The sequence below is a fragment of the Pseudomonas putida genome (assembly GCA_041879295.1).
In the GTDB taxonomy this organism is placed as follows: domain Bacteria; phylum Pseudomonadota; class Gammaproteobacteria; order Pseudomonadales; family Pseudomonadaceae; genus Aquipseudomonas; species Aquipseudomonas putida_Y.
Genome location: CP047152.1, coordinates 2102887 through 2118387, shown reverse-complemented (window position 1 = coordinate 2118387; position 15501 = coordinate 2102887). Strand labels below are relative to the sequence as shown.

Genomic DNA, 15501 nt, shown 5'->3' with positions numbered 1-15501 from the left:
CAATCATCAGCAGAACCGGGTCTGCCAATTAATTGCCGGTCTTGACTGTGTTCCACGCACGGGTCCGAATGCGCTCCAGCTTCAGCGGCAGTGGCTCCAGGGGAAAAAGCGTGGACAGCACATCCTTGGACGGATACACCCCAGGATTGTCGCGGATCTTCTTCTCTACAAGCGCAGTGGCATCCTTGTTCGCGTTCGGATAGCTCAGGTAGTTGGATGACTCAGCAATGACTTCGGGGCGCAACATGTAGTTGATGAAGGCCAACCCTTGCTCCGGGTTCGGCGCATCGTTGAGCTGCACCATACTTTCCACCCACACCGGGGCACCTTCGCGTGGAATGCTGTAGACAAGGTTTCGATGGTTGCCAGCCAGCTCGGAGGCTTTCTGCGCGTCGGAGACACCGCCCGCCCAGCCCAGCACAACGCAGACGTTGCCATTGGCGAGATCAGAGATGAACTTGGAAGAATCGAAGTAGGCAATATGGGGGCGCAGCTTCAACAGCAGTTCCTGAGCTTTTTTGTAATCGTCCGGGTTATGGCTGTTGTATGGCAGTCCAAGGTAGTGCAGTGCGATAGGAATAACCTCGCCAGGCGCGTCCAGCATGGCCACACCGCATTGACGGAGTTTGGCTAGATTTTCTTCCTTGAAAATCAAGTCCCAGGAATTGACTGGCGCATCGGGGCCGAGTAGTGACTTAACCTTGTCCGCGTCATAGCCGATGCCAGTGGTCCCCCACAAATAAGGGGCAGCGTAGCTGTTTCCGGGATCATTGCTCTGCAACTTGGCGAGGACGTCGGGATCGAGATGGGACCAGTTGGGTAACTTGGAGCGATCCAGTCTTTTCAGCACGCCGGCTTTGATCAGGTTCGGTAGCAGGTCGGCACTGGCAACCACAACGTCATAACCACTGCGGCCAGCCATCAGTTTGCTTTGCATGACCTCACTGTTGTCGAACACGTCGTACACCGCGCTGACGCCTGCTTCTTTCTGGAAGTCTTTCACCGTGTTCGGGGCAATGTAGTCATACCAGTTGTAGATATGGACACTTGGCTTTCGAGCGTCACCGGCCTCGGCGCAAACCAGGCCAAAACTGAACAGAGAGACCAGCGCGAATTGCATGTAACGAATCCGTTTCATTGGGATGCTCCGGAGCGTTAGCGCTGAGTCCAGAGACACGAGCACTGCTCCTGCTAGTTTGTGAATTACTGTTGTGGCAGGGTCGAAACAGGCGTTAAGACGGAACAATCGTTGTGTTGCAGTTGCGCCCCACAACTGATTCAGGGGATCAGGAGTTCACGTCGACTATCATCATGCTCACTCTGCTCGCCGGTCAGGAACAGGCGGCGGTCACTGAGGTACTCATATTCGTGGCGGGCGGTGCGCAGCAGGTCGAGATCTAATTCCACCACCTGCCGACACTCTGCGCGGCCCGCTTCGAACAGCGTGCGCCCGAAGGGATCGATAGCGGCGCTGCCGCCGGCAAAAACGAGCCCTTCGTCGCCGTCGCCCACCCGATTGACCATCACCGCGAATGCCTGGTTTTCCTGAGCGCGAGCCATGATTGCAGTGCGGTGGACAGGGCCGTAAGGATCCATGTTACCGTTAGTGACCAATATGAGCTCGGCGCCGAGTTGGCCGAGCGCCCGAGCACTTTCCGGAAACTCAATGTCGTAGCAAATCAGGATACCGACACGGATGCCCTTCCACAGTGCGGTGACATAGCGGTCTCCTTGTTGGAACAATCCGCGCTCTGACGGCCAAAGGTGAGTTTTGCGATAACTCAATGCGATCCCTTGCGGGGTGACCAGCAAGGAGGTGTTGTAAACGGTGCCGGAGTCGTTCTCAGCCAGACCAATCACCGCTGAGACGTTTCGTTCGTGTACGGCGCGTTGCACGGCCTGCACACTCGGCCCGTTAACGGGCTCGGCGATTTCGGCGAGCTGTTGGGCGCTGGCAAATCCCATCAGCTGGGTCTCTGGAAAAATCAGCAGATCGGTATCCACGGCGCAGGTAGCGATGGCCTGCAATGTACGTTCCAGGTTATAAGCGGTATCGCCATCGCGACCGGAGAGTTGTACAAGTTCAATCTTCATCGGTGATCCTTTCACGTGTATGTTGGCTCAATCGCCACACTGAACAGCACCCGCCAGGGCTGAAACGAAGTATGGAGAGCCATAAAACGGAAAGTAATTACTTCGATGGGGTAACCCCGTATGGGTAGAAACGGGAGCATTACACTGCAGGACATGGCTTGGCACCAGGCCATCGGCAGACTAATCGAGGCACTTGACCGCCCTAATTTCTGGCTGGCTCTGGTGCGTCAACTGGATAGATACATTCCGGTGGACAGTTGGGTCGTGCTGATATTCAGCAATGGTCGCCCGCAGGTGCTCGCAGAATGCCCAGGCAAGGATGGCGGGCCAGATCCGCTTTTTCAGGACTACCTCAAAGGCCTGTATCTGCTCGACCCCTTTTATCTCGCCAACCGGGAAGCACCGCAGAGCGGTTTGTTTTGGCTAGCCGACGTGGCGCCGGAGTGCTTCGAGCAAACCGACTATTACCAACGCTACTTCCGCCTCAATGTCGTTGCCGACGAAGCACATATCAACGTCCAGCTCGACACGGAGCGCACCCTCAGCCTCTCGCTGGGAAGTGAGTGTCTCTTCAGTGCAGAGCAGACCGCCCTACTCACTCTCATCCAGTCCTGGGTTGCCGCCCTGATGCGTCAGCGCATGGCATTCGAGCGGGAAGCGCTGGAGCAGAACACGTCGCCGGCACCCAGCTGGCAGAGCTGGCTGGACTCTACTGACCAGCAGTTGGATACGCCGCTTTCCGCCCGTGAACTGGAAGTTGGCCGGCTTATGCTTAGCGGCTGCTCGAACAAGGAGATCGCGCGCAAGCTGGCGATTTCCGCAGAGACTGTGAAGGTCCATCGCAAGCACATGTACAGCAAACTCGGCATTAAATCTCAGTCCGAGCTGTTCTCATTATTTTTGAACGCACAGAACTGAACTCGTTTTCTCATGATGGCTTCAAGTTCTAAGACAATCGGCCTCGTTGCGTTCCACAGGCCCGGCGGCGCAACTCAATGTTGGCCAGGCGCCGAGCCTGGTAAGGGCCGCTGACGTAGGAGAACGACAGGGTTTCTGCCGCCTCACCACGCTCAGCAATCACCCAATCACTAATCGAAACCTCGGGGTAAGACCGGTAAGCGACTGAGGATGGTCCTGGAAATGAACGGAGTGAGGAACAACCTAAGCCTGCTGCTCGATAAGGTTACGCGACACACCAGCCAGCACCTTTCGCCGTTCTTCATCCAGTTCCGCGATATCCGACCGAAGGCCGCATCAGAGATCAACGACCTTAGCGAGGCAAGCGTACTGCCGGGCCACTCGAAAGAGGGAGATCGCAAAGCCCTCGAAAGGCTGAAGTTTCAGAACTCCACCCCGAAAGTTTCGGAACTCGTGGTTTTTTTCGTCCCACAAAGAAAAACCCCGCAGACGTTAATCTGCGGGGCTTTCGAATGGTGGAGGCCGAGGTCGGAATCGAACCGGCGTAGACGGATTTGCAATCCGGAGCATAACCACTTTGCTACTCGGCCTCAAAGGTCGGATCTAGCTGCTTGCGCTTTGCTATCTCCTTGAAACGCTGAACCTTTTTCAAAGCTTGCTGCGTTTCGATGGGCGCCATTATGTCTTCATTCCTTTAACCTTGCAACCCCCTGAACGAAAAAAAATTTCAACGGGTTCAAGGTGTTAGCGCAGGCGGCTGAGTTTACTCCACAAGCCTACCACCGCGTTCTCCACAGTACCGCTGGCGGCCATGCCAATACGCTCCTGCAGGCTCTTGCGTTCGGCATAGTGCAAGTGGAACAGGTTGGCGTTGCGTGCGCGTTCGCTCAGGTACTCGTCACTGGTCTGCAACTCGTCAACCAGCTTGCGATTCAAGGCGGCCACGCCCAGCCAGACTTCGCCAGTGGCCACTTCGTCGATGTGCAACTGCGGACGATAGCGGGAGACGAAATCCTTGAACAACTGGTGAGTGATGTCCAGGTCTTCCTGAAACTTCTCCCGGCCCTTCTCGGTGTTTTCGCCAAAGACGGTCAGGGTGCGCTTGTACTCGCCAGCAGTCAGTACTTCGAAGTCGATGTCGTGCTTTTTCAGCAGGCGGTTGACGTTGGGCAACTGCGCCACCACGCCAATAGACCCCAGTACGGCGAATGGGGCACTGACGATCTTCTCGCCGATGCAGGCCATCATGTACCCACCGCTGGCAGCCACCTTGTCGATGCACACGGTCAACGGGATGCCCGCCTGACGAATACGCGCCAGTTGCGATGCAGCCAAGCCGTAACTGTGCACAAGGCCACCGCCGCTTTCCAGGCGCAGTACCACTTCGTCACGCGCGGTGGCGAGCGTCAGCAGTGCGGTGATTTCGTTGCGCAGGCTTTCGGTGGCCGAGGCTTTGATGTCGCCATCGAAGTCCAGCACGAATACCCGGCTCGTGTCCTCGGCCTTGCCCTTCTTCTGCTGCTTTTCTGCCTTCGCCTGCTGCTTGCGCAGGGCCTTGAGCTGGGCCTTGTCGAGCAGGCCGGACTCCAGACGCTCACGCAGGTCCTTGTAAAAATCGTTCAGCCGGGTGACCTGTAATTGCCCGCCTGATTTGCGCCGACCTTTGCCACGCAGCCCGGCGATGGCCGACAGCACCACCAGTATGGCGATGACCAGGGTGGCGGTTTTGGCGAGAAAGCTTGCGTATTCGGCAAGAAACTCCACAGTAGTCCTCAATGCCCGGAATTAAAGGGCTACGCTACCATGGCTTGTGACACTTTGGTACGGTCTTGTGACATTCCGAAGCACTTGAGGCAGGCTCAGCGGCGCACCTTTCGGGCTTTCTTCTGGGTCCTTATCACCTGCCCGTGAGGGGTCCCTATCGCGCCTACGGGCACCCATGCGAGGGCCTACGGGGGAACCTGCGCGGGAATGATTGAATAGGTGACCTTTCAGATTTTTCTGTCGGATTCTCAAGGGGGCCTATGCGACCACAACCAGAACCCCAGTTGAACGGCCAGACAGACCCAGTAGAGGGCCTGTAGGTGGTCCATGGGGTTCTCCTTGAAGGGTTAGAGTGACTTGTGAAAGCGAACGTCTGTGAGTTCGTGTTGCAGGGCTACCTCAAGGAGGCGCTCATAGGTATGCGGCCACCTCCCTTGAGATTGGTCATTAGAAGCGCCTGATTGAAGCAAGGCATAGCATAGCGCCGCATGTGGTGTCAGAGACTCGACAGGCACCTTAGTGACTACCCGTTTGCCCTTGTAGGTGTAGCACAGTGTGACACTCATCGCGGGACCTTTTTGTGGGCAACTTAGCTATTGAGCATAGCCCGTCACGCTTCGTTTGAGGAAGTATCAATCAACGACCTCAGCGGGCCTTGAGACGCCTTGCAGCGGCCTTGATGTCCCTCATTGCGATTCGATAGTTGTCCTTCTCTCGTTCGAGCAGGTGAACCACAGCAGCCTGTATCGACACACGTTCAAACCCTGAGCCTTCCAGTTCAAGCCAGCGCTTGACGATCATGTTGGACAGCTTGAAGGAATACCGGGAGAGCAGCGTAAAGGTCAGCTCTTTGTCGAGAATGGTCAGCGGTAATAACTTGCTTTGACTGGACTGGTAGCTGGCCTCGACCCATTGAGGTGCCCCCAGATTTGGGGTCTCCCTTTCCAGCTCGTTGAGCATCTTTCGGATGTCTCTGAGTACATGGTCATGGCGCTTACCGGTGATCTCAGCGATCTCCAAGGACGACATACCGGGTAAGCCGTTGAGAGTCGTTGAGGATACCGCTCCGGCCTTGGAGATGTTCTCGAAGATGGTCGCTGTATTGGTGGTCATGGTCATAGTCTGTTTTCCTCTTGTTTGCTCCCTCAAGTTCGCTCCCACCGGCAGCCGAAAGACCCGACCAAGGTTTCTGCCGGTGGCATGAAGGAACAAACAGAAAGACTTTCGGTTAGATAGATGCCCAGCGACGGGCGATGATGCGGATAGGTGAAGCTGTGCCCCTGCCGGTCCCTCTTTAGGTCCGGCCTTACGGGGCTATCAGGGTTTCCCTTAGATCAGCTCAGGGTTTCCCTTAGATCAGCTCAGGGCAATGCGAGTGACCAGCGGGAACGGCACTTGAACGGTCTGAAGACGATCCTCGGTCAGAGCTACCTTGACCATGCCATTGGCGATGATGTCCACCACAGCCACGATCTCAAGGTCCCAGCCTTGGGCGTTTGGGTTGCGAGTCGCTTCAATCTTCCAGATGCTACCGTCTTGGCGCTCACGGTAGCTCAGCGAGGTGAAAAGCTTGGGCAACATGAAGACGCCGTGGTCAGTGCCTGTATACGGCTGTACGCCTGCGCCAATGAGGTCCTCGATAGAGTCCTGACCAGCACGTTGAGCAGCACGCTCAAGAACAGCCACCAGTGACACGGGCAGCAGGATCACGAAGTCGCTCAGCGAGGTCCCTACAGTCTGGTTAACGTGGGTCGTGAGGATGTCGATGAGGTCCTCAGCGATCTCAGCAGGCTTACCCGTTGGTTTGGCCTCAGAGACGCTCTCAGTGCTTGGGGCAGTCGCCAAGATGGCAGCGACCTTACCGGCTGCGCTGTGCTCAATGTCACGAAGCATCTTGTCAGCGGTTTGCTCCATAGACTGGACGGTGAAGCCTGCCATCAGGTTGTGGTCAAAGATCGTAGCTCGGTGGCTGATGACCAATGCCTTGTCGGTCGCCTCGGTGAAGATCACAGAACCGGCCAGGACCTCGCCCTTCTCGACGGTCTGGTTATCCCAGTTCTTACGAGGGTCGAAGGTGACAGAGCGGTCGGCCATGGTGATGATTTGTTGCCCAGTGGCCTCAGAGCCAGCCGGACGGAACTCGCAAGGGGTTGCCTCCATGGCAGCCTCTCGCCACTCATCGCCGTTCAAATAGTCCTCAGCGGCTTCCACAAGGGCTTCCACATAGACGGACACATCGGTGGCCGCTTGGGTCTCTGGACGGACATCGGCAGTGTTGAATCGAATCGACCCTGTGTGCTCATCGACAATGGCAGTGGAGTAGGTCGAGGGTTTGGTGTACTGGAATGGCTTAGTCATGGTTGTTGTCTCCTGAATAGATGAATGAAGTGGTTGTGTGTCGAGGGAAGTGCTGTTACCAGCCACCGCTATTGCTACGACGAGCAGCCAGAATTTTCTGACCATGCTCACGAATGGCAGCGTTTCGGGCTTCCCGATCAGCCTTCGCTTGGGCGATCTCTCGGGGCGTATGCTCACGGCACCGCTCAGCATGGGCATTGGCCTCAGCCTGTTTACGGGCCTTCTCTTGGGCGTCCTCGTACTGATGCTGGCGGTACTCTCGGGCAACTACAGGAATCGCTTGGAGCGACAGACCGGCCTCATCGAACGCCTTAACGATCTCGAATTGCTGGCCCTTAACGGTCCCGCATTGGGCGACCAGCATGGGCAGCATGATGTTCTCGACGTACTCACGGTTCAGGGTCTGGCCCGACACGGTGACTTCGTTCTTCAGGACTTTCGTGATAGTGATTTTCATGGTTTGGGTTCTCCTGTGAGGTGACCCATTCGCTCAGCCTTGGTGCCATAGACGCGCACGACAAGACGGCAAGGAGTGAGCCGCGTGGGCACCTTCCAAGGCTGACGAATGAGTTCTTGATTTGAGTGGTGTTGATGACGGATCAGGACATGGCGGGCCTGAAGGGCATCGGTATTGCGAAGGGTTCAACCGTGGCAACGGCTGTGCAGCAATGGCAGAGAGAAATTATTTTGTTGTTGGTCTTCCTGTCTTACCCATAGTGAGGGTTTTTAACGACAGTCTTGACGGACATCTTTAAGTTGTGAGTGAGATTCCCTCAGAGCCACTCAATGGAATCCTCAAGTGAGTCGAGGCGATGGCTTGAAGACACAACCCTTGTTCAAGTAGTTGATTCAAACGGTCGAGAGTCTTTTGGGGGCACTTAGCGAGGACCCGTTGGGCCACACCGTCCATATCGAAGGTGACCTGTCCAGCCTTGTAGGTCCTGAAGTTGGAGCGATGGTCACTAAGGGCACGACGCAACTCGATGAGCTGGGTTCGAGCTGGTCGAGGGAATACAGTAGACAAGACTGACATATCTTGTTCGGTGAGGCGTGAGTTAGCTGGGCAGACAATGCTGGTCATGTTGGAAGGTCTCCTTTGAGGTGTTCTTAAAGATGCCCTTTGAGATGAGGGGAGTTGTAATTAACAACCCCTCTCCCTCTGGGTCTGGTCGATGCTTTGACCTGAAGATGGTCGTTGAGATTTTCTTTATATTATCCGGCGTTAAGTCGCTAAGCCCCGGAATAGAGCCTCTGCGCCTACCTCAGCCACAATCTCAGCCTTGATGTCTGGGTGTCTCTCGACATACGAAGCGATCCCATGGGCAGCGTGTCGAGCAGCCTTGGCGATTCGCTGGGCGGTCCTCAAGGAATACTCATTGGTCTTACAGGCGTCCGCTGTGATCTCCGAAAGGAACAACGCACCGATGACCGCTCGTGCCTTGACGTTGATCTTTCCGTTGGTGACTCCGGCACTGGTGATGATTGACCCGGTAATGATGTCGTCTACCCATGGCAGCGGATCGGGAATCGCAAGGAGGTGCATGTAGGCTGCGACAGGGTTAGCGAAGGTGGCCTTTGGGCGTCCACGGCCTCGCTTGGGTTCATCGCTTGGGGTCTCTTGGGGTTGCCCTTGGGTGCCGTTGGTCAGGCCCTTGGCGGCTTTCTGTTGGTCCTCAGAGAGGGACTCATCGGCACGACGCTCAGCGGCCCATGCCTGATACTGGGCTTCGAGGTTTGCGGGTCGTACCATGTCCTTGCGGCGGATGACCTCGCCAGTGATTGGGTCAATGTGAAGGATGGTGCCGGTTTCGTGATCGACGTGGCGGTGTAATGGTCCGGGTTGGGTGAGCAGGGTCATGATAGTGGTCCTCATATGGCCGCTGCGAACGTGCAGCCATAGTGAGGGTTTTTACGACACCTACTTACGAAACAGCTTTAAGCTCAAGCCTTGCGCTTCAGCTCTTTTTTAAGCGAGTCACACAATTAACCCAAGAATTATTAAACACCTTGGTATACTCCGCCACTGCAACATCTTGATCTGGACTGTACTCAAACGATGGTGGCTGACCTTGCTGAATGTTGGCGTTTCTAATTAGATTCCTGAGGTAGGCATGATAATGCGGATTAGCTTGCATCGCGTTAGCTGTTTCAATTGACGTGCACTCACATACTGAAGACGGGCTAATCCTCAAATGATTTAATGCATCACTTTTCGCAGAGTCGTTCTGTATAGTGATAAAGCAGAAGTTAGAGCTTGTCTTTTTAGTTAGCCCATACAACTCATCTTCAACCTGCCCCCCCAACGCCACCACAGGGAGCACCAGGATTGCCGCACAAACTATTTCCCTTGCATTCATTGATCGACCTACAATTCTTAAGTTTTCTTTCAACATGGGCGCGAAGCATCTTAAGAAAAACCTTTTGAGGCGCTTTCACTTCCCTGTACAAGCAGCTTACCTATTAGTCTGGCTTGATGGCAATTTGATTTTAACGGATATCTAAACGGAACGCCTCCACAAGCACTTCAAGGAGAGCCGCTTAGGAGCCCTCTGTAATCCGGCATTTAGGTCTTTGTGGTGCTCCCTGAGACGCGCCCCGTTATCGAATCATCCCCAGCGCCTCGACCATAAGGCCCCTCGAAGCAGCCGCATTGCCCCCGTAGACATCGAATGCAAGTGACCCAGAGCTGTGCCCCAAGATGGCCTGGACGATCCCCACAGACACGCCAGCGGCCTTCAGATCGGACGCCATAGAGTGCCTCAACGAGTGGAACGACAGCCCTCCCCCGGTCTTAGTGCCCAGCAGGTCTCGGATCATCTGATTGGTGAGTTGATCGAAGCCACTCTTGGACTGAGTGAACAACCGCCCTTGGGTCTGCGAGAGTTTCTCAAGGTGGTCCTCTGGGATTCCCAGCAGTGGCACTGTGCGACGACTGAATGAGTTCTTGAGGGTCTTCCCGTCCTTGTCGTTGATGTCCATGACCCAGTGACCGCCATCCTCATAGATGTCACTGCCGGTGAGCTGGTGAATCTCTCCAATGCGTGCCCCGGTGGCAACCCCAAGGGCAATGACAGATGCTTTCCAGTCGTTCCCAAGGTTGCCCATTGCCCAGTCATGGAGAGCCTTTAGGTGGTCCCCAGTGAAGGCTGTGCGGTCGCTATCCGCCCCTTTGGTGATAGTCAGCTTCTTGGAGTAGTCACGCTCAATGAGACCCGTAGCCACAGCCCAGCCAATGACAGTGGAGGCATGGGTCATGACCTTGTTAACAGAGGATGGCTTACGACCATCAGCCAAGAGAGCATCACGAAGGCCCACAAAGGTTGCCCTTGTGTGCTTGGACATATCGGTGTCCCTGAGGTGCGCAACGATGGTGCTGGTGCTGCTCTTCCAGTTCTTCAAGGTATTGGCCGACTTGTCCCCGCCACGCTCAGCCTTGAAGGCTTCGTAGAGGGACTGGAATGTGGTCGTAGAGCTGTCCGTGGAGAGCGACTTACAGATAGGGACAGGGACAGGCACAGGCTCACGACTATCGACATCTCCTACTTGATTAACACTGCCTATAGGTCCCTTCAGGTCCCCATTGAGCAGCTCGACCAGCTCTCTCAGGTCTCCGCTGTGCCGCCCTTGAGCAGCCTCCAGAACCCTCTGAGCCATCAGAACGGCCTGCGCTTGGGCTAACCTCATGGGCATCGTCTCGGCTATCTGAGCGAGGTTCTCGGAGACCTCAGACAGGACCAGCCCATAGGCTTCGCCTTGTGGGTTGCCCAAGGCTTCCTCAGCGATGTCCCGAAGGTTATCCCGTAGTTCCCCCCAAGATGCCTCTGGGTTGTCGAGGTGGAACGCTTTGAGGGTCTGAAGCAGGTGCTTGGCAGTTGTCATGGCAGCAGGTCGATTGGTGGTCTTGAGCGAGATCGTGCAGGAGGTGTGGCAGCCCTTGAGGCGAACTCGAAGGTGATAGCGCCCAGAGGCTCTACGGTAGACGTAGGGCACTGCGATTTGTGACACGTTGGGACGATTTGTGACACTGGATTCAGCGGTAAGGATGGACATTTTGGGTGGAAGCCCCGTGCTGCTTGGCTTTACCCGAGATCAAGGACAGTTGGCAAGAAACTCCACGTTGACTCCTTAAATACCTGCGCCACTACGGCGCGTCACTGTTGCAAGCATACCGTTGCGTCTGTGGTGCTGCCAGCGGGTGTAAACGCTGGCAACACCTTTCAAACAACCTTTTCAAACGCTTGTATGTTTTTTCGTTGACAGCCCGTGAGCCGCATCCTAACCTCGCAGCAACCTCCAACAGGCCGGAACCTTTCGTGGGCAATCTCTACCTGATTCGACATGGCCAAGCCTCCTTCGGTGCCGATGACTACGACGTCCTCTCGCCCGTGGGCGTGCGCCAGAGCCAGGCTCTGGGTGAACACCTGGCCCAGTTGGGCGTGCGGCTGGACCGCTGCGTGGCTGGCGACCTGCGCCGCCAGCAGGATACCGCGCGGCTGGCGCTGCAGGCGCTGCACGCCAATGGCTGCCCGGTGCCGGCGGTTGAGACCGACGCGGCATTCAATGAGTTCGATGCCGACGGTGTGATCCGTGCCCTGTTGCCCGACCTGCTGCCGGAAGAGCCCGATGCCCTGCATGTGCTGCGCAATGCCGCACAGCACCGCAGCGAGTTTCAGCGTCTGTTCGCGTTGATGGTGCAGCGCTGGCACGATGGCGAGCATGCCGATAATGGCCTGGAAACCTGGCATTCGTTTACGTCACGCGTACAAGGGGGCCTGCAACGCGTGCTGGACACCGCCGGCAGCGGCGATCATGTTGCTATCTTCACCTCGGGTGGCACCATTGCCGCCCTGCTCCACCTGGTTACCGGTATTACCCCCAGCCAGGCGTTCGCGCTGAACTGGCAGATCATCAACACGTCGCTCAGCCAGTTGAAGTTTCGCGGCCGCGACGTGGCACTGGCTTCCTTCAACAGCCAGGCCCATGTGCAGCTGTTGAGGGCGCCGGAGCTTGTCACCTACCGATAAGCCCGGCTTGTTGTGTCCCTGCGGGGACGTGTAAATCACTCTATAAGGAATGCGCCATGACCTCCGTAGCTGATGCCGTCAAAAAGATGCAAGAGAAATTCAACCCATCCGCTGCCGCCGGCCTGGACCTGGTGTTCGGCTTCAACATCACCGACGAAGACAAGCACTACGCGCTGATCGTCAAGGACGGCACCTGCGACCTGCAGGAAGGCGAAAACCCGGATGCCAACTGCACCCTGGTGATGGACGCCGAAACGCTGAAGGGTATCGTCAGCGGCGAAACCGACGGCATGCAGGCCTTCATGGGTGGCAAGCTGCGGGTTGAGGGCGACATGATGCTGTCGATGAAACTCAGCGAGCTGTTCCCGTCCTGAGGGCTGGGAATACCGGATGATCGAAAAACCGAAGCCTGACGGCTTCGGTTTTTTTTGCCCTGCATTCGGTGCAGTGATCCACCAGCAACACCCTCACCTATTTGGCACATGGGACGATTGTTCCAACCCTGGCGGACCATTAGATTACCCAATAGTACTTGCTATCGAGAATAAGGAAGACGCATGACGCTCACCGACCAGTCCACCCAGGTACGCCCCGGCGAAGAACTCGACGCGGCCGTCATCGACCCTTACTTCAAAGCCAATATCCCCGGCCTGCACGGCCTGCCGAGCATCAGCCAGTTCCCTGGCGGCGCTTCCAACCTCACTTATCTGGTCAGCTACCCGGACCGCGACTTCGTACTGCGCCGCCCCCCCTTCGGTCAAAAGGCCAAGTCGGCCCATGACATGGGGCGCGAGTTCCGCATCCTCAACCAGCTCAACAGCGGCTTCCCCTATTGCCCCAAGGCCTACGCACACTGCACTGACACCCGCCTGATCGGCGGCGAATTCTATGTGATGGAAAGGGTCAAGGGCATCATCCTGCGCTCGGACATCCCGGCCGAACTGAACCTGGACGCCAGCCGGACCGAAGCCCTGTGCAAAAGCTTCATCGACCGCCTGGTCGAGCTGCACCAGGTGGACTACAACGCCTGCGGCCTGGCCGACCTGGGCAAGCCAGAGGGCTACGTGCAGCGCCAGATCGAGGGCTGGGTCAGCCGTTATGAAAAAGCCCTGACACCGGATGCGCCACGCTGGGAAAAGGTAACCGCCTGGCTGCACGAAAAAATGCCCGCCGACCACCCGCGCCCAGGCATCGTGCACAACGACTACCGTTTCGACAACGTGATCCTGGATGCTGACAACCCCATGCGCATCATCGGTGTGCTGGACTGGGAGATGGCCACCCTGGGCGACCCACTCATGGACCTGGGCAACTGCCTGGCCTACTGGATCGAAGCCGGCGACCCGGCGCCAGTGCAACTGATGCGCCGCCAGCCAAGCAACGCGCCGGGCATGCTCAGCCGCCGCCAGTTCGTCGATTACTACGCCGAGCGCGCCGGCATCCGTCTGGACAACTTCGATTACTACTATTGCTATGGCCTGTTCCGCCTGGCAGGGATCGTTCAGCAAATCTACTACCGCTACTACCACGGCCAGACTCAGGACAAGCGTTTCGCCCAGTTCATTCACATGAACCGTTTGCTGGAACAAATGACCTTGCAGGTCATCGCCAAATCCAGCTTCTGAGCACAGCCCACGACGACGGATAACAAGGAAAACAGCATGTCCAAGACCCACCTGTTCGACCTCGACGGCAAGATTGCCTTTGTTTCCGGCGCCAGCCGAGGCATCGGCGAGGCCATCGCCCACTTGCTCGCGCAACAAGGGGCCCATGTGATCGTTTCCAGCCGCAAGCTTGAAGGGTGCCAGCAGGTGGCCGATGCCATCATTGCGGCCGGCGGCAAGGCTACGGCTGTGGCCTGCCACATTGGTGAGCTGGAACAGATTCAGCAGGTGTTCGCTGGCATTCGCGAACAGTTCGGGCGACTGGATGTGCTGGTCAACAACGCTGCCACCAACCCGCAATTCTGTAATGTGCTGGACACTGACCCAGGGGCGTTCCAGAAGACCGTGGACGTGAACATCCGTGGCTACTTCTTCATGTCGGTGGAGGCTGGCAAGCTGATGCGTGAGAACGGCGGCGGTAGCATCATCAACGTGGCGTCGATCAACGGTGTTTCGCCCGGGCTGTTCCAAGGCATCTATTCGGTGACCAAGGCGGCAGTCATCAACATGACCAAGGTGTTCGCCAAGGAGTGTGCGCCGTTCGGTATTCGCTGCAACGCGCTACTGCCGGGGCTGACCGACACCAAGTTCGCTTCGGCACTGGTGAAGAACGAAGCCATCCTCAACGCCGCCTTGCAGCAGATCCCGCTCAAGCGCGTTGCCGACCCCAAGGAAATGGCGGGCGCGGTGCTGTACCTGGCCAGCGATGCCTCCAGTTACACCACCGGCACCACGCTCAATGTCGACGGTGGCTTCCTGTCCTGATCAGGCTTTGACGGCGACCAAGGTGTAGCTCAGGGGCAGGCGTGCAGGCTGCTCGCGCAGGCGATATTCACCGTCTTCGCCCCTGACCATCTGCCCCGGCAGCGCCTCCCAAGGGATGCTCTGGTGCTCGACCAGCGCTGTCAGTTGCAGGCCGTGGGCCAGCAAGGCGGTGATCACTTCACCCAGGCCGTGGTTCCATTCGTGGGTTTCGGTGTGGGCCAGGCGTTGATCGGTTTCGACGTAGGTCTGGTCGGTGTGCCACACCGTTGGCGATTCGTGCTCAAAGTACGGATATTCGAGCTGCAGGCGGTCCTGATGATCTTCGTTGACGGCCATCAGCATCGGGTGCCCGTCGCGAAGGAACAGGCGCCCGCCTGGTTTCAGCAGTGCCGCGACGGTGCGCGCCCACGGCTCGATGCGAGGCAGCCAGCAGAGCGCGCCAATACCGGTGTAGACCAGGTCGAAATTACCCGCCGGCAGCACCTTGTCGGCGGCATAGACGTCAGACTCGACATACTGGATGGGCAGCGCGCAACGCTCGGCCAAAGCCCGTGCCTCGGCCAGCGAAGCCTTGGAATAATCCAGGCCGCAAACCTTGGCGCCAAGGCGCGCCAGCGAGAGGGTGTCGGTGCCGATGTGGCACTGCAAATGGACCGTCTCAAGCCCGTCGATGTCGCCGAGCAGTGGCAGGTCGAAGCGTACGGTTTCGGACAAGTGCCCGTGTTGCTGGACCAGGCGTTCGACTTCATAGTCCTTCGAAGCGGCGTGCAACGGGGCACGCTCATCCCAGCTGATGCGGTTGAGTTGCAGTGAGCGGTCCATGGAATCGTCCTTGTGTGGAAGCGCCTTATGCTAGCTGTCACCGCACACCCTGCAACACAGCTGTCTTGATAAAAAGTGTAAAGCCTGCGCGC

The 15501-nt window shown here is 57.1% G+C and carries 15 protein-coding genes and 1 tRNA gene; 5 read left to right on the top strand and 11 right to left on the bottom strand.

Annotation, left to right across the window (positions count from 1 at the left end):
* Window positions 1-28 precede the first annotated feature (28 nt).
* Entirely contained in the window at window positions 29-1138 is a 1110-nt protein-coding gene (locus tag GST84_09520; GenBank protein ID XGB12592.1) for an extracellular solute-binding protein, read from the bottom strand.
* Between the two features lie 140 nt (window positions 1139-1278).
* Window positions 1279-2094 carry a carbon-nitrogen hydrolase gene (locus GST84_09515; protein ID XGB12591.1) on the bottom strand — a complete coding sequence of 272 codons (816 nt, stop codon included), beginning with the start codon at window positions 2092-2094 and terminating at the stop codon, window positions 1279-1281.
* A gap of 120 nt (window positions 2095-2214) precedes the next feature.
* On the opposite strand from GST84_09515, the gene GST84_09510 reads away from it, so the two are divergent.
* Window positions 2215-3012, top strand: a complete 798-nt coding sequence (locus tag GST84_09510; GenBank protein ID XGB12590.1) for a LuxR family transcriptional regulator — start codon at window positions 2215-2217, stop codon at window positions 3010-3012.
* A 516-nt stretch (window positions 3013-3528) separates the two neighbouring features.
* Here GST84_09510 and GST84_09505 read toward each other — a convergent pair.
* The 8 genes from GST84_09505 to GST84_09470 all read right to left on the bottom strand — a co-directional run bounded on the left by GST84_09505 (window position 3529) and on the right by GST84_09470 (window position 11013).
* Window positions 3529-3602: transfer RNA gene (locus tag GST84_09505), tRNA-Cys, on the bottom strand.
* 154 nt (window positions 3603-3756) lie between these two features.
* Window positions 3757-4776, bottom strand: coding sequence for a protease SohB (gene sohB, locus GST84_09500; protein XGB12589.1), 1020 nt, complete (start codon window positions 4774-4776; stop codon window positions 3757-3759).
* A 645-nt stretch (window positions 4777-5421) separates the two neighbouring features.
* Window positions 5422-5895, bottom strand: coding sequence for a hypothetical protein (locus tag GST84_09495; GenBank protein ID XGB12588.1), 474 nt, complete (start codon window positions 5893-5895; stop codon window positions 5422-5424).
* Window positions 5896-6132: 237 nt separating this feature from the next.
* Window positions 6133-7134 (bottom strand): hypothetical protein, encoded by a 1002-nt coding sequence (locus GST84_09490; protein ID XGB12587.1) that lies wholly within the window; start codon window positions 7132-7134, stop codon window positions 6133-6135.
* Window positions 7135-7189: 55 nt separating this feature from the next.
* A complete protein-coding gene (locus GST84_09485) occupies window positions 7190-7591 on the bottom strand; it encodes a hypothetical protein (protein XGB12586.1) in 402 nt (133 codons plus the stop codon).
* Window positions 7592-8356: 765 nt separating this feature from the next.
* Window positions 8357-8992 (bottom strand): hypothetical protein, encoded by a 636-nt coding sequence (locus tag GST84_09480; protein ID XGB12585.1) that lies wholly within the window; start codon window positions 8990-8992, stop codon window positions 8357-8359.
* Window positions 8993-9089: 97 nt separating this feature from the next.
* On the bottom strand, window positions 9090-9527 hold the full coding sequence (locus tag GST84_09475; protein XGB12584.1) for a hypothetical protein: 438 nt from the start codon (window positions 9525-9527) through the stop codon (window positions 9090-9092).
* Window positions 9528-9732: 205 nt separating this feature from the next.
* Entirely contained in the window at window positions 9733-11013 is a 1281-nt protein-coding gene (locus GST84_09470) for a tyrosine-type recombinase/integrase (GenBank protein XGB12583.1), read from the bottom strand.
* 434 nt (window positions 11014-11447) lie between these two features.
* On the opposite strand from GST84_09470, the gene GST84_09465 reads away from it, so the two are divergent.
* The 4 genes from GST84_09465 to GST84_09450 all read left to right on the top strand — a co-directional run bounded on the left by GST84_09465 (window position 11448) and on the right by GST84_09450 (window position 14587).
* Window positions 11448-12158 carry a histidine phosphatase family protein gene (locus tag GST84_09465; GenBank protein XGB12582.1) on the top strand — a complete coding sequence of 237 codons (711 nt, stop codon included), beginning with the start codon at window positions 11448-11450 and terminating at the stop codon, window positions 12156-12158.
* 56 nt (window positions 12159-12214) lie between these two features.
* Window positions 12215-12532, top strand: a complete 318-nt coding sequence (locus tag GST84_09460; protein ID XGB12581.1) for an SCP-2 family sterol carrier protein — start codon at window positions 12215-12217, stop codon at window positions 12530-12532.
* A gap of 183 nt (window positions 12533-12715) precedes the next feature.
* A complete protein-coding gene (locus tag GST84_09455; protein XGB12580.1) occupies window positions 12716-13783 on the top strand; it encodes a phosphotransferase in 1068 nt (355 codons plus the stop codon).
* A gap of 36 nt (window positions 13784-13819) precedes the next feature.
* Window positions 13820-14587 carry an SDR family oxidoreductase gene (locus tag GST84_09450; GenBank protein ID XGB12579.1) on the top strand — a complete coding sequence of 256 codons (768 nt, stop codon included), beginning with the start codon at window positions 13820-13822 and terminating at the stop codon, window positions 14585-14587.
* Here GST84_09450 and GST84_09445 read toward each other — a convergent pair whose 3' ends face one another.
* The gene (locus GST84_09445; GenBank protein XGB12578.1) at window positions 14588-15409 is read right to left on the bottom strand and encodes a methyltransferase domain-containing protein; all 822 of its coding nucleotides are present in this window, start codon (window positions 15407-15409) and stop codon (window positions 14588-14590) included.
* Between the last annotated feature and the right edge of the window lie 92 nt (window positions 15410-15501).

What these genes read in the sequence shown, in the direction of transcription:
- GST84_09520 (XGB12592.1), bottom strand. Translation starts at nt 1,138, where the DNA reads ATGAAACGGATTCGTTACATGCAATTCGCGCTGGTCTCTCTGTTCAGT.
- GST84_09515 (XGB12591.1), bottom strand. Translation starts at nt 2,094, where the DNA reads ATGAAGATTGAACTTGTACAACTCTCCGGTCGCGATGGCGATACCGCT.
- GST84_09510 (XGB12590.1), top strand. Translation starts at nt 2,215, where the DNA reads ATGGGTAGAAACGGGAGCATTACACTGCAGGACATGGCTTGGCACCAG.
- GST84_09495 (XGB12588.1), bottom strand. Translation starts at nt 5,895, where the DNA reads ATGACCATGACCACCAATACAGCGACCATCTTCGAGAACATCTCCAAG.
- GST84_09490 (XGB12587.1), bottom strand. Translation starts at nt 7,134, where the DNA reads ATGACTAAGCCATTCCAGTACACCAAACCCTCGACCTACTCCACTGCC.
- GST84_09485 (XGB12586.1), bottom strand. Translation starts at nt 7,591, where the DNA reads ATGAAAATCACTATCACGAAAGTCCTGAAGAACGAAGTCACCGTGTCG.
- GST84_09480 (XGB12585.1), bottom strand. Translation starts at nt 8,992, where the DNA reads ATGACCCTGCTCACCCAACCCGGACCATTACACCGCCACGTCGATCAC.
- GST84_09475 (XGB12584.1), bottom strand. Translation starts at nt 9,527, where the DNA reads ATGTTGAAAGAAAACTTAAGAATTGTAGGTCGATCAATGAATGCAAGG.
- GST84_09470 (XGB12583.1), bottom strand. Translation starts at nt 11,013, where the DNA reads ATGACAACTGCCAAGCACCTGCTTCAGACCCTCAAAGCGTTCCACCTC.
- GST84_09460 (XGB12581.1), top strand. Translation starts at nt 12,215, where the DNA reads ATGACCTCCGTAGCTGATGCCGTCAAAAAGATGCAAGAGAAATTCAAC.
- GST84_09455 (XGB12580.1), top strand. Translation starts at nt 12,716, where the DNA reads ATGACGCTCACCGACCAGTCCACCCAGGTACGCCCCGGCGAAGAACTC.
- GST84_09450 (XGB12579.1), top strand. Translation starts at nt 13,820, where the DNA reads ATGTCCAAGACCCACCTGTTCGACCTCGACGGCAAGATTGCCTTTGTT.
- GST84_09445 (XGB12578.1), bottom strand. Translation starts at nt 15,409, where the DNA reads ATGGACCGCTCACTGCAACTCAACCGCATCAGCTGGGATGAGCGTGCC.